The sequence below is a fragment of the Streptomyces sp. NPDC101194 genome, from assembly GCF_044767885.1.
Lineage (GTDB): Bacteria > Actinomycetota > Actinomycetes > Streptomycetales > Streptomycetaceae > Streptomyces.
This window is the reverse complement of record NZ_JBIWOS010000002.1, coordinates 811,277-832,511: the sequence shown is the minus strand read 5'-3', so window position 1 is coordinate 832,511 and position 21,235 is coordinate 811,277. Positions and strand designations below refer to the sequence as shown.

At 71.3% G+C, this 21,235-nt stretch carries 19 protein-coding genes and 1 pseudogene; 12 read left to right on the top strand and 8 right to left on the bottom strand.

The features are described from left to right. Window positions 1-20 precede the first annotated feature (20 nt). The 5 genes and pseudogenes from ACIRP2_RS10540 to ACIRP2_RS10520 form a co-directional block, all read right to left on the bottom strand. Complete coding sequence (locus ACIRP2_RS10540; protein ID WP_404249448.1) at window positions 21-1,166, bottom strand: RNA polymerase sigma factor; 1,146 nt, start codon at window positions 1,164-1,166, stop codon at window positions 21-23. 8 nt (window positions 1,167-1,174) lie between these two features. Then, window positions 1,175-1,582, bottom strand: coding sequence for a YciI family protein (locus ACIRP2_RS10535; RefSeq protein ID WP_404248495.1), 408 nt, complete (start codon window positions 1,580-1,582; stop codon window positions 1,175-1,177). 306 nt (window positions 1,583-1,888) lie between these two features. Continuing rightward, window positions 1,889-2,767 (bottom strand): serine protease, encoded by an 879-nt coding sequence (locus tag ACIRP2_RS10530; protein WP_404248493.1) that lies wholly within the window; start codon window positions 2,765-2,767, stop codon window positions 1,889-1,891. Between the two features lie 175 nt (window positions 2,768-2,942). Then, window positions 2,943-3,676, bottom strand: a pseudogene (locus ACIRP2_RS10525) (GyrI-like domain-containing protein); the annotation flags it as partial. Next, window positions 3,613-4,275 (bottom strand): class I SAM-dependent methyltransferase, encoded by a 663-nt coding sequence (locus ACIRP2_RS10520; RefSeq protein WP_404248491.1) that lies wholly within the window; start codon window positions 4,273-4,275, stop codon window positions 3,613-3,615. The gene ACIRP2_RS10520 and the pseudogene ACIRP2_RS10525, both read right to left, overlap by 64 nt. Window positions 4,276-4,383: 108 nt before the next feature. Between ACIRP2_RS10520 and ACIRP2_RS10515 the strand changes: the two genes are divergently transcribed. Beyond that, window positions 4,384-4,596, top strand: a complete 213-nt coding sequence (locus ACIRP2_RS10515) for a DUF4287 domain-containing protein (protein ID WP_404248489.1) — start codon at window positions 4,384-4,386, stop codon at window positions 4,594-4,596. Between the two features lie 13 nt (window positions 4,597-4,609). Here the strand turns inward: ACIRP2_RS10515 and ACIRP2_RS10510 are convergent, their stop codons facing one another. After that, the gene (locus ACIRP2_RS10510) at window positions 4,610-4,957 is read right to left on the bottom strand and encodes a winged helix-turn-helix transcriptional regulator (protein ID WP_404248487.1); all 348 of its coding nucleotides are present in this window, start codon (window positions 4,955-4,957) and stop codon (window positions 4,610-4,612) included. 96 nt (window positions 4,958-5,053) lie between these two features. Between ACIRP2_RS10510 and ACIRP2_RS10505 the strand changes: the two genes are divergently transcribed. The 8 genes from ACIRP2_RS10505 (at window position 5,054) to ACIRP2_RS10470 (ending at window position 13,615) form a co-directional block, all read left to right on the top strand. Then, the gene (locus tag ACIRP2_RS10505) at window positions 5,054-5,935 is read left to right on the top strand and encodes an NAD(P)-dependent oxidoreductase (RefSeq protein WP_404248485.1); all 882 of its coding nucleotides are present in this window, start codon (window positions 5,054-5,056) and stop codon (window positions 5,933-5,935) included. 26 nt (window positions 5,936-5,961) lie between these two features. After that, a complete protein-coding gene (locus tag ACIRP2_RS10500; protein ID WP_404248483.1) occupies window positions 5,962-6,819 on the top strand; it encodes an arylamine N-acetyltransferase in 858 nt (285 codons plus the stop codon). A 338-nt stretch (window positions 6,820-7,157) separates the two neighbouring features. After that, complete coding sequence (locus ACIRP2_RS10495) at window positions 7,158-8,369, top strand: pyridoxal phosphate-dependent aminotransferase (RefSeq protein ID WP_404248481.1); 1,212 nt, start codon at window positions 7,158-7,160, stop codon at window positions 8,367-8,369. A gap of 102 nt (window positions 8,370-8,471) precedes the next feature. Continuing rightward, window positions 8,472-8,876, top strand: a complete 405-nt coding sequence (locus tag ACIRP2_RS10490; protein WP_376218652.1) for a hypothetical protein — start codon at window positions 8,472-8,474, stop codon at window positions 8,874-8,876. Between the two features lie 153 nt (window positions 8,877-9,029). Then, a complete protein-coding gene (locus ACIRP2_RS10485; protein WP_404248479.1) occupies window positions 9,030-10,133 on the top strand; it encodes a hypothetical protein in 1,104 nt (367 codons plus the stop codon). Between the two features lie 29 nt (window positions 10,134-10,162). Further along, window positions 10,163-11,380, top strand: a complete 1,218-nt coding sequence (locus tag ACIRP2_RS10480) for a toxic anion resistance protein (protein ID WP_404248477.1) — start codon at window positions 10,163-10,165, stop codon at window positions 11,378-11,380. Next, window positions 11,377-12,996, top strand: a complete 1,620-nt coding sequence (locus ACIRP2_RS10475; RefSeq protein WP_404248475.1) for a substrate-binding domain-containing protein — start codon at window positions 11,377-11,379, stop codon at window positions 12,994-12,996. The genes ACIRP2_RS10480 and ACIRP2_RS10475 overlap by 4 nt, the downstream gene beginning before the upstream one ends. Then, window positions 12,983-13,615, top strand: a complete 633-nt coding sequence (locus ACIRP2_RS10470; RefSeq protein WP_404248473.1) for a hypothetical protein — start codon at window positions 12,983-12,985, stop codon at window positions 13,613-13,615. Before ACIRP2_RS10475 ends, ACIRP2_RS10470 begins: the two co-directional genes overlap by 14 nt. A 380-nt stretch (window positions 13,616-13,995) precedes the next feature. Here the strand turns inward: ACIRP2_RS10470 and ACIRP2_RS10465 are convergent, their stop codons facing one another. Next, window positions 13,996-15,831, bottom strand: coding sequence for a phosphoenolpyruvate carboxykinase (GTP) (locus ACIRP2_RS10465; protein ID WP_404248471.1), 1,836 nt, complete (start codon window positions 15,829-15,831; stop codon window positions 13,996-13,998). Between the two features lie 212 nt (window positions 15,832-16,043). Here ACIRP2_RS10465 and ACIRP2_RS10460 point away from each other — a divergent pair, with 212 nt between their 5' ends. The 3 genes from ACIRP2_RS10460 to ACIRP2_RS10450 all read left to right on the top strand — a co-directional run bounded on the left by ACIRP2_RS10460 (window position 16,044) and on the right by ACIRP2_RS10450 (window position 19,052). Beyond that, window positions 16,044-16,742: a hemolysin III family protein gene (locus tag ACIRP2_RS10460; RefSeq protein ID WP_404248469.1), complete on the top strand. Its 699-nt coding sequence runs from the start codon at window positions 16,044-16,046 to the stop codon at window positions 16,740-16,742. 148 nt (window positions 16,743-16,890) lie between these two features. Further along, window positions 16,891-18,408, top strand: a complete 1,518-nt coding sequence (locus ACIRP2_RS10455) for an MFS transporter (protein WP_404248467.1) — start codon at window positions 16,891-16,893, stop codon at window positions 18,406-18,408. A gap of 11 nt (window positions 18,409-18,419) precedes the next feature. Next, window positions 18,420-19,052 (top strand): TetR/AcrR family transcriptional regulator, encoded by a 633-nt coding sequence (locus ACIRP2_RS10450; protein WP_404248465.1) that lies wholly within the window; start codon window positions 18,420-18,422, stop codon window positions 19,050-19,052. 55 nt (window positions 19,053-19,107) lie between these two features. Here the strand turns inward: ACIRP2_RS10450 and ACIRP2_RS10445 are convergent, their stop codons facing one another. Next, complete coding sequence (locus ACIRP2_RS10445; RefSeq protein WP_404248463.1) at window positions 19,108-21,138, bottom strand: thioredoxin domain-containing protein; 2,031 nt, start codon at window positions 21,136-21,138, stop codon at window positions 19,108-19,110. Window positions 21,139-21,235: the final 97 nt, after the last annotated feature.

Sequence of the window (21,235 nt, the reverse complement as noted above, 5' to 3'; positions counted from 1 at the left end):
CGGGATCCGGGCGCGGCCCGTCAGCCGCGCCCGCCGGCGTTGAGCCGGGCGGCCTGGCGCGTCAGGTGGTCGCGCTCGGCGAGGTTGGGCGCCTTCCGGGCCGCCTCGACGTACAGCCGTGCCGCCGTCGCCAGGTCGCCGTCGCGCTCGTGGAGGTACGCCGCCACCGCGGTGTGGCGGGGCAGCGAGCCGTCCAGTGCCGCGAGTGCCGCGAGCCCGGCGCGCGGTCCGTCGGCCTCCCCGACGGCCACCGCGCGGTTGAGCCGGACGACCGGGCTGTCGGTCAGGCGCGCGAGCTCGTCGTACCACTCGACGATCTGCACCCAGTCGGTCTCCTCGGCGGTGGGCGCGTCGGCGTGGAGTGCCGCGATGGCGGCCTGGGCCTGGAACTCGCCCAGCCGGTCCCGGGCGAGGGCCGACTGCAGGATCTCGACGCCCTCGGCGATCGCCCCGGTGTCCCACCGGCCGCGGTCCTGCTCGGCGAGCGGCACCAGGCTGCCGTCGGGCGCGGTCCGGGCGGCGCGCCGGGCGTGGTGGAGCAGCATGAGGGCGAGCAGCCCCGCCACCTCGGGATGGTCGATCACGGCCGCGAGCTGCCGGGTGAGCCGGATGGCCTCGGCGGCGAGGTCGATGTCGCCGGAGTAGCCCTCGTTGAAGACCAGGTAGAGGACGCGCAGCACGGTGGCGACGTCGCCGGGCCGGTCGAGCCTCACGCCGGAGACGGTGCGCTTGGCGCGGCTGATGCGCTGCGCCATGGTCGCCTCCGGCACCAGGTAGGCCTGGGCGATCTGCCGGGTGGTCAGTCCGCCGACGGCGCGCAGCGTGAGCGCGACCGCGGACGACGGGGTCAGCGACGGGTGCGCGCACAGGAAGTAGAGCTGGAGCGTGTCGTCCACCGCGGGCGCGGGTCCGGGCGCCGGCTCCTCGTCGACGCGGTCCTCACGCCGGCGGCGGGCGGCCTCCGCCCGGGTCGCGTCGAGGAACCGGCGCCAGGCCACGGTGACCAGCCAGCCCTTCGGATCCCTCGGGGGGTCGGCCGGCCAGACACGGACCGCCTCGACCAGCGCGTCCTGCACGGCGTCCTCGGCCGCCGCGAAGTCGGCTCCGCGGCGGACGAGGATCCCGAGCACGCTCGGCGTGAGGCTCCGGAGCAGGGCCTCGTTCATCCGGGAGGTCACTCCGTGATGGTGGGCGGCGCGGCCAGGAACGGTCGCACCTCCAGCCACTCGTGGATCGGCTTCCCGCCCGCCCCGGGTGCGGCCGACAGTTCCCCGGCCAGTTCGACGGCGCGCTCATAGCTGTCGACGTCGATCACCATCCAGCCGGCGATGAGGTCCTTGGTCTCGGCGAACGGGCCGTCGGTGACCGGCGGGCGTCCCTCGCCGTCGTACCGGACCCATGTCCCCTCGGGGGCGAGCGCCTGGCCGTCGACGAACTCGCCGGTCCCTTCGAGCCGGGCCGCGAAGTCCTGCATGTACTGCATGTGCGCAGAGATCTCCTCAGGCGTCCACTGATCCATGCACACGTCATTGATCGGAGCCGGGGCGCCGCGGTAGTGCTTGAGCAGCAAGTACTTGGCCATCGTTCTTCTCCTCCGTGCTGGTACGACCCATCTTGGCCGCGTTCACCGCTGGGACGGAGCCGGGCACGGGTTCTCGACATCGCCGTCCGAAATTTTTTTCCGGCTCCCGTGGATGAGCCCGGGTGAGCCGTCTCGCGGTGTCCGGGGCCACGAAGCGATGCCTGCGTCGCGCAGAGGCCACGGAAGAGCCCGCCGGAATCCGGCGGGCTCTTCCGTGCATGGTGCTGTCCGGTTGTCCGCGGTGCGGCGGGCCACCGCCGTCGACGCCCGAACGGCGGCGCCGGCGACGACTACGGGGTCACACACTCACGGCTTGGGCAGGGCACACCCCGGCCGGCTGAGGTCGAACTTGTTGCCGGTACCGATGCACGGCACGATGCCGTAGGTCTCCTGGGCGTAGTTGATGCCCTGGCGCACCGTCACATTGCCGCTCTCGTCGACCTCGCACGGATTGTTGTCCGTGCAGCGCTGACCGTCCTCGTTGCCGGTGTTGTTGACGGCGACGACCTTGCCGGTCGCGTTGTCGATCACCGGGGAGCCGGACGTTCCGCCGATGGTCTGGCAGGCGGAGGTGTAACGGACCGAGTCCTTCCAGGTCCACGCGCCTTCCTTGAGACGGTAGACGAACCCGTCCACGTTGCAGGCGTACGTGCGCTTCCAGTAGCCGGAGACGACGGTGATCGCCGTGCCCTGGACGGGGTGCGCGGTGTTGAGCTCCAGCGCCTTGATGCCGTAGCTGCTCTCGATCTGCGCGTAGGTGCGGGTGAGTTGGTACACCGATATGTCGGTGTCGGTCATCGTCCCGTACGCGATCTTGCTGGCCCGCAGGGTGCCGACGCCGCTGCCGGCGGCGTTCAGCAGGGTGAAGCTACGGGTGGACGGCTGGTCGAACACCACCTCGCCCGGTCCCGGGAAACCCGACTCCATGCAGTGCCCGTTGGAGAGCACGAGCGCGGGGTCGTCGGGCTGGGAGTCGGGCGTACGGACGACCGAACCGGAACAGTTGCTGAGCGCGACGGTGCCGGCGAAGTTGACCGCCTTCGGCTTGATCTGCACCTTGGGCTGGATCTGTGCCTTGACCGTGCCGGTCGCTGCCGCGTCGTGGCCGGTGGCCGCGGTCGCGGGTGCGATTCCCGCCCCGAGGAGCAGAACGGTGAAAAGCGCGCCGACGAGAGGCTTCTTCATGTGGGGGTCCCCTCTAGTGACCTGTGCAGGGCCCGAACGGCCCCTGCGACCGAAGTTCCTTCGGTTTTGACATGCGCATGTTTGCGTACGCGAGGGGCCCCCACAAGGGGCGGTTTCCAGCCGCCCGACACCGGACGGTCCGGCACCGGACGGTCCGGTGTCGGGCCGTCCGTTCTCAGACCGTGGTGCGCTCCACCGGGATCCAGAGTTCCGCTTCTGCTTCACTGCCGTCCTGCGACAGCCGGGTGCGCAGGATCTCGGGACCGGGCCTGCTCCGGTACGGATGGGACGGGAACCACTGGGTGAACACGTCCCGCCACACGTACTGGAGCGCCTGCGGGAACGGTCCGGAATTCTCGACGACGGCCCAGGTGCCCGCCGGGACCACCAGTGCGTCCAGGCCCTCGGGCACAGCCGCGCCGGTCACCACGGCGTGGTGGTGGTCGAGTTCGGTCCCCTCCGCACGACTCTCGTCGAGGTTGTCGCTCACCGCGACGATCCCCTCCGGTTCCTGGTCCGACCGGCTCGCGACGCGGCGCGTCGTCTCCTGGTCGATCCCCCGGACGAACTCGGCGATGGCCGGGTTCACACCCTCGCGCACAAGAGGAACCCGCGCCTTCTTCCCGACCACACGGAACTCCTCCTTCTCCACGATCCGACAGCGCATGCTGCTGCTCCCTTCGACCACGAGTCGGAAGGACATCCGGGGCTGGGACCGCAGAGCCGCACCGGTCCGTCCGGCCTCGCCCGGACCGACCCCGTGCGAGCACTCACGTGAGGAAGCGCGTGCCCCCGTCGGACCCGACATCCTGTGCCCGGATCGGTCGGGCGGGCCGCCGCAGGTGTCAGCCGTCGCTCTCCCGCGCCCGCGCCTTGAGCACGTCGTAACCGACGAAGTCGAACATGCTGAATCCCTCGGCCGGCGGGAGCGGCTCACCGGTGAACCGGTGTGCGCCGACGCCGTATCCCGCATCCGGTCCGGACAGCCACTGGCGCTCGAAGCCGCGCTGCTCGAACCAGTCGCAGATCAGCGGCACCCGGTCCGGCGCGGCGCGGTTCCGGGTCCAGACGACGGTGCCGCCGCTCGCGCACAACTGGGTGCAGGTGGCGACGGTGCGCTCGATGTCCTCGTCGGTGATGTTGCCGAACACCCCGCAGATCAGGACGAGATCGGCGGGCGCCATCCCTCGGTAGTGATCGGTGAGCGAGGCGTCGCCCGTCACGACGTCCACCTGCGCGAGACCGGCCGCCCGCACCGACTCCAGGGCGAAGGCGGTGTTTCGCGGATCGAGCTCCACCAGGAGCGCGCGCACGTCGTCGCGGCGGGGGTGCTCGGCGAGCACCTCGATCAGGTCGCGCCCCTGACCCGCGCACACGCTGATCACCCGGAACGGGCCGGGAGGTGCGGCGTCCAGGGCCGACCGGACCCGGGCGGCGACCACCCGCAACCGGCGTGCCAGCGATGAGTCGGGGAGGTCGTAGCGGTCGTGCCAGGTCTTCCAGTCCATGGCGGGACCGTACGTTCGCAAGGCCCGCCCGACCACCGGATATCGCCCGGACGATCACCACCGGACATGGCCCGGCCGATCAACGCCGACGATGGCAGAATGCCCGCCATGACTGATGCCGTGAAGGGCCCCGCGAGCTATTTCCCGTCGATCGAGAAGAAGTACGGCCGCCCGATAGCGGAGTGGCAGGAACTCATCCGTTCCTCTCCCCTGACCAAGCACATGGAGATCGTCAACTGGCTCAAGTCCGAACACGGTCTGGGGCACGGACACGCCAACGCCCTGGTCGCGCACACGCTCGCCGAGGACAAGGGCGCCTGACCGCGGGCACCCGTCAGGGCTGCGACCGCTCGGCCTCCACGAGGATGTTCTCCCTTCCCCAGGCGCCGAGCGGCGCCAGTGCCTCGTTGAGCCCGACCCCCAGCGGGGTCAGTGAGTACTCGACGCGCGGCGGCACCTCCGCATGCACCTCGCGGTGCACGATGCCGTCCTCCTCCAGCTCCCGCAGATGTGACGTGAGCACCTTCTCCGTCACCCCGGGCACCATCCTGCGCAGCTCGCCGAAGCGGCACACCCGCTCGTTGAGCGCCCAGAGGATCAGCACCTTCCACTTGCCGCCGATCACGTCCATCGCGGCGTCGATCCCGCAGACGTACGCCCCCGGCCTCCGTACGGTCCCCATGGTCCAGCCCTCCCACCTGCTCGCTCACCCGGCGGTAACCACCCACTTCGAAGTGCGTACTTGATCACTTCCGGGCCTGCGACAAGCCTAATCGGCATGACCGACAACACCTTTGAGAAGTCGCCGCTCACTCTCCTCGGGCTCGGTGCCATGGGTACCGCGCTCGCCCGCGCCTGGCTGGCCGCCGGGTATCCGCTCACCGTCTGGAACCGCAGCCCCGGCCGTGCCGTGCCACTCGCCGCCGAAGGCGCAACCGTCGCCGGGACCGCTGCCGAGGCGGTGGCGGCGAGCGGGCTCGTCGTCGTGTGCCTGCTCGACGACGCCTCGGTCGACGAGACCCTGACCGGCGTCGACCTGGCCGGAAAGGATCTGGTCGACCTCACCACGTCCACCCCCGCCCAGGCCCGCGCCCGCGCCGCCTGGGCCCGCGAGCGCGGGGCCCGCTTCCTGGACGGCGGGATCATGGCGGTCCCGCCGATGATCGGCGCCCCGGGGTCCGGCGCATACGTCTTCTACAGCGGCTCCCGCGCCCTCTTCGACGCCCACCACGACGTCCTGGCCGTGCCGGCCGGCACCTCCTACGTGGGCGAGGACGCCGGATTCGCCGCTCTGCACGACGTGGCGCTGCTGAGTGCGATGTACGGGATGTTCGCCGGGATCTCCCACGCGTTCGCCCTGATCCGCAAGGAGGACATCGACCCGACGACTCTCGCCCCGCTGCTCGCCGACTGGCTCGTCGCCATGACGTCCTCCGTGCACGCGTCCGCCGCCCAGCTGGCCGACGGCGACTACGCACGGGGCGTCGTGTCCAACCTCGCCATGCAGGTCGCGGGCAGTGCCACGCTGCTGCGCACGGCGAAGGATCAGGGGGTCAGCAGCGAGCTGCTGACCCCCTATCTGGCCCTGATGGAACGCCTTCTCGCGGACGGGCGGGGCAACGAGAGCACGACGGGCGTGGTGGACCTGCTGGTCCGCTGACGCGCCCGTGTGCGTACGGTCGGCGCATGACATCCGACCACGCGGCCGATCACGGCCGACGCCCCGGCCCCGGCCTCGATCTCGACGCCTACCTCGCCCGCATCGGCTGGAGCGGGGAGCGTCGGCCGACGGCGGAGGTACTGCGCTCCGTGCACCGTGCCCACGCGCTGGGCATCCCGTTCGAGAACCTGGACCCGGTCCTGGGCAGGGCGCCCTCGCTCGCGCTCGCGGACCTGGAGGCGAAGCTCCTTCGGGGCGGGCGCGGCGGGTACTGCTACGAGCAGAACACCCTGCTGGCCGCCGCGCTGACCACGCTCGGGTTCGAGATCACCCTGCTCTGCGCACGCGTGGTGCTGGGCGCCGGGCCCGGGGACGTACGGCCGCGGACCCACATGCTGATGCTGGCACGGGTGCCGGGCGGCCCGACCCCGTATCTGGCCGATGTCGGCTTCGGCGCCACCGGCTCGCTGCTGGAGCCGATCCCCCTGGTCGCGGGCGCGGAGCTGCACGACACCCCGCGCCGCCACCGGCTCGTGAACACCCCGCACGACGGGCCGCTGGAGCAGTGGGAGCTCCAGGCGCACACCGTCGGCCAGGGGTGGGAGAGCCAGTACGCCTTCACCCTGGAGCCCTTCGAGGCACCGGACTACGAGGTCATCAACTGGCACATCGCGACCAACCCGCGCTCCCCGTTCCAGCACCAGGTGTACGTCCAGCGCACCACCCCGGACGCCCATCTGTCGCTGACCGGCCGCACGCTCACGGTCACGGCGCACGACGGCACCCGCGAGGAGCGGCTGCTGGCGGACGGCGACGAGGTGCTCCACGTGCTGGCGGTCGACTTCGGTATCCGGCTGCCCCCGGGCACGCGGCTGCCCGAGTGACGTCACGGGGCGCACGACCGCCCCCGGTGGCGCGAGGAGCCGAGAGCGGGCCCCTCCGGGGGCGCGCCTCCCACCCGGGCCGGGGCGCACGCGCTCTCCGCGACGCCCACCCCTCGAACACTTCCGCTCACGTGGCGCATCTCACCCGTCCGTCTCCGTCACGTCCCCGTTCCGGCCCTTTCCAAGCCCCGCCCCCGTCCCCCACCGGCTTTCTCACGGTCCGGGGACGGCGGACGCATGGCTATGGAAGTCCGGCGACGACGCGCCGCGCACCCGGGTGGGGCAACCGGGGGCGGAAGGCCGGGCGGCGCGCGAAACACGGTCGTAAGCTCCCAGACATGCAGGTCATCCAGTCCACGAAGCTCGCCAATGTCTGTTACGAAATCCGGGGCCCCGTGCTGGAGGAGGCGATGCGGCTGGAAGCAGCCGGTCACCGCATCCTCAAGCTGAACACCGGCAACCCTGCCGCGTTCGGGTTCGAGTGCCCGCCCGAGATCCTCGAAGACATACTGCGCAACCTCGCCGGGGCGCACGGTTACGGCGACGCGAAGGGGCTGCTGTCCGCGCGGCGGGCGGTGATGCAGCACTACCAGACCAAGGGGATCGACCTCGACGTCGAGGACATCTACCTGGGCAACGGCGTCTCCGAGCTGATCCAGATGTCGATGCAGGCGCTGCTCGACGACGGCGACGAGGTCCTCGTACCGGCTCCGGACTATCCGCTGTGGACCGCGGCGGTGTCGCTGGCCGGCGGTACGGCCGTGCACTACCGGTGCGACGAGCAGGCCGACTGGATGCCGGACCTCGCCGACATCGAGCGGAGGATCACCGACCGCACCAAGGCGATCGTGATCATCAATCCGAACAACCCGACGGGTGCGGTCTACGACGACGAGATGCTGCGCGGGCTGACGGAGATCGCCCGGCGCCACAACCTGGTCGTCTGCTCCGACGAGATCTACGACCGGATCCTGTACGACGGAGCGACCCACACCCCGACCGCGACGATCGCCCCCGACCTGATGGTGCTCACCTTCAACGGGCTCTCCAAGAACTACCGGGTGGCCGGGTACCGGTCCGGTTGGCTGGCGGTCTGCGGCCCCAAGGCGCACGCCTCCTCGTACATCGAGGGGCTGACGATCCTCGCCAACATGCGGCTCTGCGCCAATATGCCGTCGCAGCACGCCGTGGCCACCGCCCTCGGCGGCCGGCAGTCGATCGACGAGCTGGTGCTGCCGGGCGGCCGCATCCTGGAGCAGCGCGATGCCGCGTACGACCTGCTGACCTCCATTCCGGGTGTGACCTGCGTGAAGCCGAAGGGGGCGCTGTATCTCTTCCCGCGTCTCGACCCCAAGGTCTACAAGATCAAGGACGACCGGCAGATGGTCCTCGACCTGCTGCGGGCGGAGAAGATCATGGTCGTGCACGGCACCGGGTTCAACTGGCCGGAGCCCGATCACTTCCGCGTCGTGACGCTGCCCTCGACCGAGGATCTGACGGACGCGGTGACCCGGATCGCGCACTTCCTGGACGGGTACGGACAGCCGTGACGGGTGGCCGGTCGTTCCCTGATTCATCTCGGAATCGATTGCGGACAACTTTAGACTGAATCCAAGCTAGGATGGTCCCACAGCAACACCAGGAGGCCATCCATGTACGAACCGATCCGCACCAAATCGGTCCACACACCGGCCGACCACGCCGACGACTTCCCGCACCGTTCCCGCGAGGAAGAGCTGGACATCCAGCTCGCCGGACACCTGGCCGCGCTTCTCGCGGTCACCGACGAGCTGGACCTCGGCGCGGCGGGCGACCGCATCGCCGAGCAGGTCGCCAGGCTGCGCGGCGCGCCGCCCGCCCGGCACGCCGGTCGAACCGACGCACCCGCGCTCACGCTCCACCGCCGTGCGCACGCCCTCGCGGGCCGGGCACTGGTGGTGGCCGCGTCCCGTGCCGACACGGCCGTCGCGATCCTCGCGGCCGAGCGCATGGACGCGCACACGGCGGCGGTCGACGCCGCCACCGCCGCCCCGTCGCGCCTGGTCGGCGCCCTCTGACGGCCCCGGTCCACGGGCCGTCGAGGCGCGTGGGCCGGGTGCCACCCATCCGTGCCCCGGAGGCAGGACACCGGAGCGACCCGCTCCCGTCCCGCCTCCGTTGCGTACTGGGATGATTGCTTCACCTCCCGTCCACCCAACTCCGCCTGGAATGTGGGTTTCCGCGAGCAGGCTTCGCGTGTGAGACGCATCGTGGGAATCGTCCTGGCGGTGCTGCTGATCGGCGGAGTGGCAGTAGCCGTCGCAGTGGGCCGCGACACCGGGGACACGAGCACGGCAACGAAGACCGTGCGTGGAGTGATCGGATCGGAGAAGGCCGAGTTCTTCGCCGATCCCGACGTGGTGAAGGCCCTCGCCGCCAAGGGCTTCACGGTCAAGGCGGAGACATCCGGGTCCTGGGCCATGGATCGACTCCCCCTCAAGGGCTATGACTTCGCCTTCCCCGGCTCGCAGGCCCCGGCCGACGAGCTGCGGCGCAGGTTCTTTGTCGAGGGCGGGCCGCTCAGGCCGTTCTACTCGCCACTGGTCGTCGTCGCGCACCGCGGCGCCGCTCAGGTGCTGGCGGACAACGGACTCGCGACGCTGAACGGAAAGGCCGGCGGGAAGCTGCTCATGGGCCCGTACCTCGAGGCCGCGCGGGCGGACCGGTCCTGGCAGCAGCTCAAGGGAGCCGGAAAGCATGCCGAGTTGACCGGGACGGTCTTCATCACCAGCACCGACCCCGTCTCGTCCAACTCCGGCGCGCTCTACCTCGCCGCGGCCTCGTACGTCGCCGACGGCGGCCGGGTCGCCGCGGACGAGGCCGCGATCGACCGCACCGCACCCCTGCTGAAGAAACTGATCCAGGTGCAGGGCGCGCAACAGACCAGCAGCGACGCCCCGTTCAGGGACTTCATCAGCGGCGTCGGAAATCCGCTGGTCCTGGTGTACGAGTCGCAGGTCGCCTCGCTGCTGATGCAGAAGCAGGAGGCCGGGGACCTGGTTCTCCTCTACCCCGACACGACCGTCTCCAGCGATCACACCCTCGTCCCGCTGACCGGCTCCGGCCGGCGCCTGGGCGAGCTGCTCTCCACCGACCCGGAGCTGCGCAGGCTCGCCGTGCGGCACGGGTTCCGGCCCCAGGGTGCCGCGGCCGAGTTCACCGCCGCCACCAAGGGCCACACCGACTGCATCGACCAACAGCTGACCGGGGTCCGTCAGGCGCCCGTGCCCACCGCCACGGTGTTGCGCGCGATGGCCCAACGGATCCGCGGCTGATGATCCACGCCTCCCGGGAGATCCCACCCATGACCCAAGAGCCCCAGCCGACCGCCCTCACCCCGCCCGACGGGGCAGCCCCGCCGCTCGTCCTCACCCCGCCGGAGCCGGTCGCCCCGGTCCGCGCCGAGCAGGCCGCCGGCCTCGTACCGGTCGACGATTCGGTACGGGCGGAGATGACCCGCCGCGCCACCGAGTACATCGGCGGCCTCGCCGGGCTCGACGCCCGGTCGCCCGAGTTCTCCACCCGGATCGGGGAGATCACTTCCCTGGGGCAGACCGACATCCGCGGTGCCGCCCAGCAGTCCAACCGGATGCTGGACCGCACCGTCCGCTCGCTGTCCGGTTCCGCGGAGGGGGACGCGCAGACCCGGGTCGGCGCCTCCCTCGTCGAGCTGCGCCGCACGGTCGAGGACCTCGACCCGCGCGACACCCCGGGCCGCGGCGCCCGTCGGCTCCTGGCCAGGCTCCCGGGCGGCAACAAGCTCCGCGACCACGTCGCCAAGTACGCGTCCGCCCAGTCCACCCTGAACAGGATCGTGGGCTCGCTGCGCGGCGGGCAGGACGAGCTGCGCCGGGACAACGCCGCCCTGCACACCGAGCGCACCCGGCTCTGGGAGACCATGGGCAAGCTCCAGGAGTACGTGGTCCTCACCGAGGCACTGGACGGCGCCGTCGAGCAGCGCATCGCGGCGACCGCCGCCACCGACCCGGTGCAGGCGGACGCGCTGCGGGCCGATGTGCTCTTCCCCGTGCGGCAGAAGCACCAGGACCTCCTGACCCAGCTCGCGGTCTGCGCGCAGGGGTACCTCGCGATGGACGTCGTGCGCCGGAACAACGACGAACTCATCAGGGGCGTCGACCGGGCCGCGACCACCACCGTCTCCGCCCTGCGGATCGCCGTGATGCTGGCATCGGCGCTGGAGAGCCAGCGCAAGGTGACCGAACAGGTGCAGGTGCTGCGCTCCACGACCGAGGACCTGATCCGCGGGAACGCGGAGATGCTCGCCGGCCAGAGCGGCGAGATCCAGCGCATCGCCGCCGATCCGGCGGTGGGCGCGGAGACTCTGCGTACCGCGTTCCAGCAGATCTACCGGACGCTCGACGCCATCGACACGTACAAGGTGCAGGCGACCGAGTCGATGGCGGCGACCGTGGAGTCGCTGACCGCGGAACTCCAGCAGGCCGGCGCCCACTTGGAGCGCAGCCGGTCCGCCGGCGCCCTTGAGGGCGGGAGTCTCGGATGACGGGCCGTCCCCGGCGGCGGCTGAGACGGCTGCGGCGCCGGATCACGCGCTCGCTCGCCTCGCTGCTGGCCGTCGCCGCACTCGTCCCGCTCGCCGCCTGCTCCGCGTCGGACGGCGGCCCGACGAAGGACGACGGCGCCCCGCGCCCCGGTACGCTGCGCGTCCTCGCGTCCAGCGAACTCTCTGACATGAAGCCGCTGTGGGAGCAGGCGCGGAAGGCGACCGGGATCACCGTGCGGCCCACCTGGACCGGCACGCTCGACGCCGTCGAACTGCTCGCGTCCGGCAAGGCCGACGGCGCCTACGACGCGGTGTGGCTGTCGTCGAACGACTCTCTGCGGCTGCACCCGGACGCGGCCCGGCGCATCACGTCGGAGACCCCGCTGATGGCTTCGCCGGTCGCCCTCGGGGTCCGCCCGGCCGCCGTGGAGCGACTGGGCTGGAAGGATTCGGACGTCACCTGGTCGCAGGTGCACCGGGCGGTCGCCGAGGGCCGGCTGACCTACGGAATGACCGACCCGGTCCGTTCCAACTCCGGTTTCTCCGCGCTGGTTTCGGTCGCCTCCGGACTCTCGGGCGCACAGTCCGCCCTGACCGACGCCGATGTGCGCGGGGCGAGCGGGAAGCTGAAGGAGTTCTTCGCGGGGCAGCGGCTGACCTCCGGCTCCTCGGGCTGGCTGGCCACCGCGTACGCCCGGCGCGGCACGGTCGACGCCCTGATCAACTACGAGTCGGTGCTGCTCTCGCTCAACCGCGACCGTGGCACCGGGCTGACCGTGATCCGTCCCCGCGACGGGGTGGTGACCGCCGACTACCCGCTCAGCGCACTGTCCGACGCCGGACCGGAGGCGAAGGATTCGGTGCGCGCGCTGGCGGCCTACTTCCGCACCCCGGCCGTTCAGCGGCAGGTGACCCGGCAGACGTTCCGCCGGCCGGTCGTGCCCTCGGTACGGCCCGCCGCGCCGCTCGCCGCCGAGGCACGCCGTGAACTTCCCTTCCCCGGCTCGCGGTCGGTCGCCGACGGGCTGCTCCACTCCTACGAGAACAAGCTCCGCCGGCCCTCGCGCACCGTGTACGTCCTGGACACCTCCGGCTCGATGGAGGGGGAGCGGCTGCGGCGGCTGAAGGCGGCGCTGACCGGACTGACCGGGGACTTCCGGGAGCGGGAGGAGGTCACGCTGCTGCCGTTCGGCTCGTCCGTGAAGCAGGTCCGCACGCACACGGTCGACCCGGCCGATCCGCAGCGGGGCCTGGCGGCGATCAGGGCGGACACCGCCGCGCTGACGGCCGGCGGCGAGACGGCGATCTATTCGAGTCTGCGGTCGGCCTACGAGCAGCTCGGCGACGGCACGGAGTCCGCGTTCACCTCGGTGGTACTGATGACGGACGGCGAGAACACGGCGGGTGCCACGGCCGACGGCTTCGCCTCCTACTACCGGTCGCTGCCCGCCGCTCGGCAGGCCACTGCGGTCTTCCCGGTCGTCTTCGGCGACTCGGACCGCGGCGAGCTGGACCGGATCGCCACGCTGACCGGCGGCCGGCTCTTCGACGCGACGAAGGACCAGGGGCCGGGCTCCCTGGACGGGGCGTTCGAGGAGATCCGTGGCTACCAGTAGGACGCGGGGCAGGTCCGCCGGCAGGGTCCTGGCCTATGTCGAATCGCGGAAGAACCTGACCGGGAGCGCCTGCGGGATCGTCGGCCTCGCCCTGACCTTCACCGGGCTCGCGGGGGCGTACTGGCCGGTGGTGGTGGTCGGGCTGTACGGAGCGGGCGCGCTGATCGCACCCCCCGAGCGCCCGCCCGCTCCGGACTTCCCCGATCCTTCGTCCCGGCTGGACGCGCTGCGGGACGACTTCGGGACCCTGCGGGCGTATCTGGACGAGGTGGAGCTGCCGCCCGCCGCGGCCGGCCGGCTCACCGAACTGACGGAGCTGCTGGCGGGGTTGCTCGCCCCCGGCTGGGTCTCCCAGACCCTGGCCACCGATCCGGAGGGCGTCCACGCCCTGTCGCGCGCCGTGCACCAGGACATCCCGGAGTCGGTCGACACGTTCGTACGGACCCGCTGGTGGACGCGGATCGCGCCCGGCACGGAACCGCCGGAGCGTCATCTGGAGCGGCAGCTGGCGCTGTTGCACCGGGAGGCGGAGGTGTTGGCGACGACGCTGCGGGAGGCGGAGGCGCGACGGCAGCAGACCCACACCCGGTATCTGGAGGACCGGGGGCACAACGGGTAGCGCGGTGGGGCGGCGGCCCGGGTGACGAACCGGGCCGCCGTTCGCGCGAGCGGGACGGCGCCAGCGTCGCCGCGATGCGTCCATGGTGCCGGGTCTCGTTCAACTGAGTCCCCCACAGGCCCGGTTGGCCCTCCGGCCTCGGCGAGACCGGAGGCGATGTGAGGGGACATCGAAGCGTTGTGGAGATGGTGCGCGCAAGGATACGGCGATGCCTGGACGTTCTTTATAAAAGGGGCGGGAAAAGGCGGCCCCCGGAACCGTGAGGGGATTCCGGGGGCCGTGCCGCGGCGGGTCGTCGACCCCACAGGTCAGGGCGGATGTCCAAGGACCCGGCCGCGGGGTGCGTGGGGGCGCACCCGCGCGGGGTGCGCCCGCAGGCGTCAGCCCAGGCGCTGGACCAGCGCGCGGTACTCGTCCCACAGTTCCTTCGGCGCGTGGTCGCCGAAGGTGTTGAGGTGCTCGGGGATCAGCGCCGCCTCCTCGCGCCAGACCTCCTTGTCGACGTCGAGCAGGAAGTCCAGGTCCGCATCGGAGAGGTCCAGGCCCTTGGTGTCCAGGGCGCCCTTGGCGGGCAGGACACCGATCGGGGTCTCGACGCCCTCGGCCCTGCCGTTCAGGCGCTCGACGATCCACTTCAGGACGCGGCTGTTCTCACCGAAGCCGGGCCACACGAACTTGCCCGCGTCGTTCTTGCGGAACCAGTTCACGTAGTAGATCTTCGGGAGCTTCGACTGGTCCGCCTTGTCCGCGCCGACCTTGACCCAGTGGGCCATGTAGTCGCCCATGTTGTAGCCGCAGAACGGCAGCATGGCGAACGGGTCGCGGCGCAGCTCGCCGACCTTGCCCTCGGCGGCGGCGGTCTTCTCGGAGGCCACGTTGGCGCCGAGGAAGACGCCGTGCTGCCAGTTGAAGGACTCGGTGACCAGCGGTACGGCCGAGGCGCGGCGACCGCCGAAGAGGATGGCCGAGATCGGCACGCCCTTCGGGTCCTCCCACTCGGGCGCGATGATCGGGCACTGGCCCGCCGGGACGGTGAAGCGGGCGTTGGGGTGGGCGGCCGGGGTCTCGGACGCCGGCGTCCAGTCGTTGCCCTTCCAGTCGGTGAGGTGGGCCGGAGCGGTCTCCGTCATGCCCTCCCACCAGACGTCGCCGTCGTCGGTGAGTGCGACGTTGGTGAAGACGGAGTTGCCCCACATGGTCTTCATCGCGTTGGCGTTGGTGTGCTCGCCGGTACCGGGCGCGACGCCGAAGAATCCGGCCTCGGGGTTGATCGCGTAGAGACGGCCGTCCTCGCCGAACCGCATCCAGGCGATGTCGTCACCGATCGTCTCGACGGTCCAGCCGGGGATCGTCGGCTCCAGCATGGCGAGGTTGGTCTTGCCGCAGGCGCTCGGGAACGCGGCGGCGATGTACGTCGGGGCCGCGGCCTCGTCCTGCGGCGGCGTGAGCTTGAGGATCAGCATGTGCTCGGCGAGCCAGCCCTCGTCGCGCGCCATGACGGAGGCGATGCGCAGCGCGTAGCACTTCTTGCCGAGCAGGGCGTTGCCGCCGTAGCCGGAGCCGTACGACCAGATCTCGCGGTCCTCGGGGAAGTGCGAGATGTACTTGGTGCTGTTGCACGGCCACGGAACGTCCTCCTGGCCCTCTTCCAGGGGCGCGCCCAGCGTGTGCACGGCCTTGACGAAGAATCCGTCGGTGCCCAGCTCGTCGAGGACGGCCTGTCCCATGCGCGTCATGGTGCGCATCGAGACGGCGACGTAGGCGGAGTCGGTGATCTCGACCCCGATCGCGGAGAGCGGGGAGCCGACCGGGCCCATGCAGAACGGCACGACGTACATCGTGCGACCGCGCATGGAGCCGCGGAACACCCCGTTCTCACCCGTGAAGACGGCCCGCATCTCGGCGGGGTCCTTCCAGTGGTTCGTCGGACCCGCGTCCTCCTCCTTCTCGGAGCAGATGAACGTGCGGTCCTCGACGCGGGCGACATCGCTCGGGTCGGACGCGGCGTAGTACGAGTTCGGGCGCTTCGTCTCGTCCAGCTTCGTGAACGTGCCCTTGGCCACGAGCTCCCCGCACAGGCGCTCGTACTCGGCCTCGGAGCCGTCGCACCAGACCACCCGGTCCGGCTGGGTGATGGCTGCGATCTCGTTCACCCAGGCAACGAGTTCCTGGTGGTGGGTGGGGGCAGTGGGGGGAGCCGCGATGTCGCGCGCCACGATCGCTCCTTGATGAGGGTGTCTGTTTGGTAGTTGCCCCGTGGGGGCTGCGACCCGGATGCTTCGACCCCTTCGAATCTCGTTGGCGCTCATCCGGTGCCGACCGCACTCATTTGATCATCCGACCGTTTCGCCCATATGTCCAGGGGGCCGCACACGTGAGCATCACCACTCGCGACCGCTACCTACGGTCCCGTAGGTACGATGCGGGAATGACTGCTGCCGCCGCCGCGCCCGAGCCCGCCGGGCTGGAATCAGCCGAGTCCGACACCGCCCCGCCGAAACCACGGATGCGTGGCTGGCTGCACGCCGGGATGTTCCCCGCCGTGATCGTCGCGGGGATCGCGCTGATCGCGCTGACGGACAGCGTCCGCGGCCGGATCGCCTGCGGCATCTACGTCCTGACCGCGTGCCTGCTGTTCGGCGTGAGCGCCCTCTACCACCGCGGCACCTGGGGCCCGCGCGGCGAGGCGGTGCTCCGCCGGCTCGACCACGCCAACATCTTCCTGATCATCGCGGGCACCTATACGCCGCTGACCCTTCTCCTGCTCCCCGAGGCGACCGGGACGCCGCTCCTGTGGGCGGTCTGGGCCGCGGCGGCCGCGGGCATCGCCTTCCGGGTGTTCTGGGTCGGCGCGCCGCGCTGGCTCTACACGCCCTGCTACATAGCGATGGGCTGGGCCGCGGTGTTCTTCCTGCCGGACTTCATGCGGACCGGCGGGATCGCGGTGCTGGTGCTGGTCGTCGTCGGCGGACTGCTCTACAGCGCGGGCGGCGTCATCTACGGCATCAAGCGGCCCAATCCGTCACCGCGATGGTTCGGCTTCCACGAGGTCTTCCACTCGCTGACCCTGGCGGCCTTCGTCGTGCACTACGTCGGCATCTCGCTGGTGGCCTACAACCACAGCTGAGCACCCCTCCACCCCTCCCCCGCAATGGCCGTGGCTCGAAAGCCGCGGCCATTCGCCATGCCGGGACCCCGACGCGTCGCGCACATTGACACCCGCAATCTTTTGAGAGTTACTTTCATTTGACTTTGACTCTCGAAGGAGCGTTCCCATGAAACGACGCTGGTGGGCCCTGGGCGCGCTGGTCGCGAGCATGCTCGTCCTCGGATTCGACATGACGATCCTCAATGTGGCGCTGCCGACCATGGCCGGACAGCTCGGCGCCACCACCGGTGAGCAGCAGTGGATGGCCGACGCCTATGTCGTCGTCTTCGCCGCGCTGATGCTCCCTGCCGGACTGCTCGGGGACAGGTTCGGCCGTCGCCGGATGCTCATCACGGGCCTCGGCATCTTTCTGATCGGCTCGCTCATCGGCTCGCTGGCCGACGCCGTACCGGCCGTCGTGACCGCCCGCTGTGTGATGGGCATCGGCGCGGCGCTCGTCATGCCGCTCGCGCTGGCCGTGCTGCCCTCGCTGTTCGGCCGGCGCGAGGACCGGGTCAGGGCCGTCGGCATCGTCTCGGCCGCCTCCGCGCTGGGGCTGCCGCTCGGTCCGATCCTCGGCGGCTGGCTGCTGGACCACTTCTGGTGGGGCTCGATCTTCCTGGTCAACATCCCGATGGTGGCGATCGGCATCGCTGCCTGCCTGTTCCTGCTCCCGGAGACCAGCGACCCGGCTTCCCCGAAGGTCGATGCCGTCTCCACCGCCCTGGCCGCGACCGGTCTCGGCACGCTGATCTACGCGATCATCGAGGCACCCGGGCGCGGCTGGGGCGACCCGCTGGTGCTGGGCATGCCGGCCGCCGGTGTCGTGCTGATCGCCGCGCTCGTCGTTCGGGAACGCGGCGCCGGGCGCCCGATGCTCGACATGTCCCTGCTGCGGCAGCGGCCGTTCCTGCTGAGCACGCTCGCGGCGACCCTGGTGATGTTCGTGATGTCGGGGCTGATGTTCATCCTGCCCGGCTACCTCCAGGCGGTCCTGGGCCACGACGCCTTCGGCACGGGGGTGCGGATGCTGCCGATGATGGGCGGGCTGATGGTCGCCGCGAAGACGGGCGCCCCCGTCACCCGGCGGTTCGGGGCGCGCGCCACGATGACGGCGGGCCTGGTCGTGCTCGCCTTCGCCGCGCTCCTCGGCAGCCGCACGACGGTCGACAGCGGCTACGGCTTCACGGCACTGTGGCTCTCCGTCGCGGGGGTCGGCTTCGGCTTCGCCGTCGTTCCCGCGATGGACGCCGCGCTGGCCTCCCTGCCCGCGGACCGTGCGGGCAGCGGATCGGGGCTGCTGATGACCGTACGGCAGACGGGCAGCGCCCTCGGGATCGCGCTGCTCGGCAGCCTGCTCGCCGGTGCGTACAGCGGCCGGCTCGACACCACCGGCGTACCGGCCACCGCGGCGGACACGGCCGGGGAATCGGTCGTCGCCGCCCATGCCGTCGCGGCGAAGCTCGGCGCGCAGCGGCTGGCCGACTCCGCGGACGCGGCGTATCTCCACGGCATGAGCGTGGTGCTGCTCGTCGTCGCTGCCACGTCCCTGGTGTCGTCGCTGCTGGTCGGGGCGTTCCTGACGAACCTTCCCACCGAGTCCCGGGAGGGGACGGACGTGGCCCCCGCGCCCGTCGATGCCTGACAATGGCGACCATGGCCGCCACCTCTCGTACCCCTTCCGTTTCCGCCCCCGGGACGCCTCCCGCGATGGGGCTGCGCGAGCGGAAGAAGCTCAAGACCAGGATCGCGATCCGCCGGGCGACGTACCGGCTGATCTCCGAGCAGGGGTACGACGCGACGACGATCGAGCAGATCGCCGAGGCGGCCGAGGTGTCACCGAGCACCGTCTTCCGGTACTTCGCGACCAAGGAGGACATCGTCCTCACCGACGAGTACGACCCGATCATGGAGGCCGAGCTGCGCAACCGGCCGGCCGACGAACCCCCGCTGGAGTCGCTGCGGTTCATCATGGCCGAGTCGCTGACGGCGTTCCTCGCGAGCGAGAATGAGGAACTGCGGCAGCGCACCCGGCTGATGGTGGAGGTCCCCGCCATCCGGGCGCGGATGACGGAGACCATGTCGGACATGGCGAAGGTGCTGGCCCGGGTGCTCGCCGAGCGCAGCGGCCGCAGCCCCGACGACCTGGAGGTCAGGGTGTTCGTCGCGGCGGTGCTGGGGGCGCTGCGCGAGGTGGCGCTGTACTGGGGCGAGCACGGTCAGGAGGGCGACCTGATCGCGATGATCAACCAGGCGCTGGACACGCTCGAAGGCGGGCTGACGCTGTAGCCGGGGCTTCGCCCTCGGTCCCCTCCTCGCCCCGTTCCCCCGGACCGCTCCGTCCTCAGTCCTCCGCCGGGACGGCCCTCAGGCTCCGTGCCAGTTCCCGCGGGTCCGTGGTCGGGGCGTCGCAGACGAAGTGCCTGCACACGTACGCCGTCGGTGCCCCGCCCACCAGCGGCCGGTCCGCCAGCAGCGGGAACTCCGTCCCTGCCGTCTCCCCCGCCGCCACCACCGCGCCGGGCGCCCGCCCCAGCAGCGCCGTACGGTGCAGTTCGCCGCCGACCGGCCCGGCGACCGCGACCTCGCGCGGCCCGTCGAGCAGCGCCTCGGCGACCGCCAGCCCCCAGCCGATGAATCGGGGAACGCGCGGGCCGAGCGCCTTCACCACACCCAACGCCCCTTCCGCGGCGGCGCGATGGGCCTCCGAGCCGGTGTGCGCGGCGTACGAGAGCAGCGCACCGGCCGCCGCGGTCCAGCCCGCAGGGGTCGCACTGTCGGTGGGGTCCTGCGGGCGGCGGATCAGCCGCTCGGCGTCGTCCGCCGTGTCGTACAGCTGCCCGCCCTCACCGGTGAAGTGCTGGAGCACGATGTCCAGCAGGAACCCGGCGAACTCCAGCCAGACGCCCTCGCCGGTGACCGCGGCCAGGGCGAGAAAACCCTCCGCGACATCGCCGTAGTCCTCCAGGACCCCGGCGTGCCCGCCGGACCGCCCGTCCTTCGAGGTACGGGACAGCCGGGCGACGTCGCCCATGTGGACCCGGACCAGCAGATCCGCCGCCTCGGTCGCGCGTTCGACCAGATCGGGGCGGTCGAAGTACGCCCCCGTCTCGGCGAGCGCGGCGATCGCCAGACCGTTCCAGGCGGCGACCACCTTGTCGTCCCGCCCGGGGCGGGGACGCAGCTCACGGGCGGCCAGCAGCCTGGCCCGCACATCGGCGGCCCGGTCCGCGTCCACCGCGGCGCCGGTCCGTGCGAGCCGCAGGACCGAGGCGCCCTCCTCGAACGTGCCCTCCCGCGTGACACCGAAGTACTCGGCGGCGAAGGCCGCGTCCTGTTCGCCCAGGACCTCCCTCAACTGCTCGGGCGTCCACACGTAGTACGCGCCCTCGACATGCCGGCCGGCTCCGTCCTCGCTGTCGGCGTCGAGCGCGGAGGCGAAACCGCCCTCCGCCGTGCGCAGCTCGCGCACCATGAAGTCGGCGGTCTCCAGGGCGACCCGGCGGGCGAGTTCCGAGCCCGTCGACCGCCACAGGTGGGCGTAGGCCCGGCAGAGCAAGGCGTTGTCGTAGAGCATCTTCTCGAAGTGCGGAACAACCCATTCCCGGTCCACCGAGTAGCGGGCGAAGCCGCCGCCGAGCTGGTCGTACATCCCTCCCATGGCCATGGCCGCGCAGGTGTCGGCGGCCATGTCGAGGGCGCCCTCCGCCCCGGTGCGGGCATGGTGGCGCAGCAGGAACTCGATGATCATGGACTGCGGGAACTTGGGCGCACCGCCGAACCCGCCGTGCTTCTCGTCGTACTCCCGGGTGAGCCCGAGGAGCGCCTGCGCCAGCTCCGGTTCGCCCGGCAGCCCTTCGCCGCCGTGGGCGAGGGAACGCTCGGTCAGGTCGTGGACGATGCGTCCGGCGACCTCGGTGACCTCGTCGGGGCGCTCGGTCCAGGCCGTGGCGACGCCTTCGAGCACCTGGTGGAAGGAGGGCATGCCGTGGCGCGGCTCGGGCGGGAAGTACGTACCGAAGTAGAAGGGTTCCGCGTCGGCGGTCAGGAACACGGTCATCGGCCAGCCGCCCTGGCCGGTCGCGGCCTGCACGGCCTCCATGTACACCGCGTCGACGTCGGGCCGCTCCTCGCGGTCGACCTTCACCGGGACGAAGTGCTCGTTCAGATAGGCCGCGACCCGGTCGTCCTCGAACGATTCGTGCGCCATCACATGGCACCAGTGGCAGCTCGCGTATCCGACGCTGAGCAGCACCGGCACGTTCCGCCTGCGTGCCTCCTCGAACGCCTCGGGCGACCAGGGCCACCAGTCGACAGGATTGTCGGCGTGCTGGAGGAGGTACGGGGACGTGGTCTGCGCGAGTCGGTTGGGCATACCTCCATCCTTCCGCACCCGACTCCGTCCCGCTCATGCGCCACAGTGGCAGCACGGAAACAGGGGTGGGGAAGTGCCGGCTCGGCGCTCGCACGGC

What these genes read in the sequence shown, in the direction of transcription:
- ACIRP2_RS10540 (WP_404249448.1), bottom strand. Translation starts at nt 1,166, where the DNA reads ATGAACGAGGCCCTGCTCCGGAGCCTCACGCCGAGCGTGCTCGGGATC.
- ACIRP2_RS10535 (WP_404248495.1), bottom strand. Translation starts at nt 1,582, where the DNA reads ATGGCCAAGTACTTGCTGCTCAAGCACTACCGCGGCGCCCCGGCTCCG.
- ACIRP2_RS10530 (WP_404248493.1), bottom strand. Translation starts at nt 2,767, where the DNA reads ATGAAGAAGCCTCTCGTCGGCGCGCTTTTCACCGTTCTGCTCCTCGGG.
- ACIRP2_RS10520 (WP_404248491.1), bottom strand. Translation starts at nt 4,275, where the DNA reads ATGGACTGGAAGACCTGGCACGACCGCTACGACCTCCCCGACTCATCG.
- ACIRP2_RS10515 (WP_404248489.1), top strand. Translation starts at nt 4,384, where the DNA reads ATGACTGATGCCGTGAAGGGCCCCGCGAGCTATTTCCCGTCGATCGAG.
- ACIRP2_RS10510 (WP_404248487.1), bottom strand. Translation starts at nt 4,957, where the DNA reads ATGGGGACCGTACGGAGGCCGGGGGCGTACGTCTGCGGGATCGACGCC.
- ACIRP2_RS10505 (WP_404248485.1), top strand. Translation starts at nt 5,054, where the DNA reads ATGACCGACAACACCTTTGAGAAGTCGCCGCTCACTCTCCTCGGGCTC.
- ACIRP2_RS10500 (WP_404248483.1), top strand. Translation starts at nt 5,962, where the DNA reads ATGACATCCGACCACGCGGCCGATCACGGCCGACGCCCCGGCCCCGGC.
- ACIRP2_RS10495 (WP_404248481.1), top strand. Translation starts at nt 7,158, where the DNA reads ATGCAGGTCATCCAGTCCACGAAGCTCGCCAATGTCTGTTACGAAATC.
- ACIRP2_RS10490 (WP_376218652.1), top strand. Translation starts at nt 8,472, where the DNA reads ATGTACGAACCGATCCGCACCAAATCGGTCCACACACCGGCCGACCAC.
- ACIRP2_RS10480 (WP_404248477.1), top strand. Translation starts at nt 10,163, where the DNA reads ATGACCCAAGAGCCCCAGCCGACCGCCCTCACCCCGCCCGACGGGGCA.
- ACIRP2_RS10475 (WP_404248475.1), top strand. Translation starts at nt 11,377, where the DNA reads ATGACGGGCCGTCCCCGGCGGCGGCTGAGACGGCTGCGGCGCCGGATC.
- ACIRP2_RS10460 (WP_404248469.1), top strand. Translation starts at nt 16,044, where the DNA reads ATGACTGCTGCCGCCGCCGCGCCCGAGCCCGCCGGGCTGGAATCAGCC.
- ACIRP2_RS10455 (WP_404248467.1), top strand. Translation starts at nt 16,891, where the DNA reads ATGAAACGACGCTGGTGGGCCCTGGGCGCGCTGGTCGCGAGCATGCTC.
- ACIRP2_RS10450 (WP_404248465.1), top strand. Translation starts at nt 18,420, where the DNA reads ATGGCCGCCACCTCTCGTACCCCTTCCGTTTCCGCCCCCGGGACGCCT.
- ACIRP2_RS10445 (WP_404248463.1), bottom strand. Translation starts at nt 21,138, where the DNA reads ATGCCCAACCGACTCGCGCAGACCACGTCCCCGTACCTCCTCCAGCAC.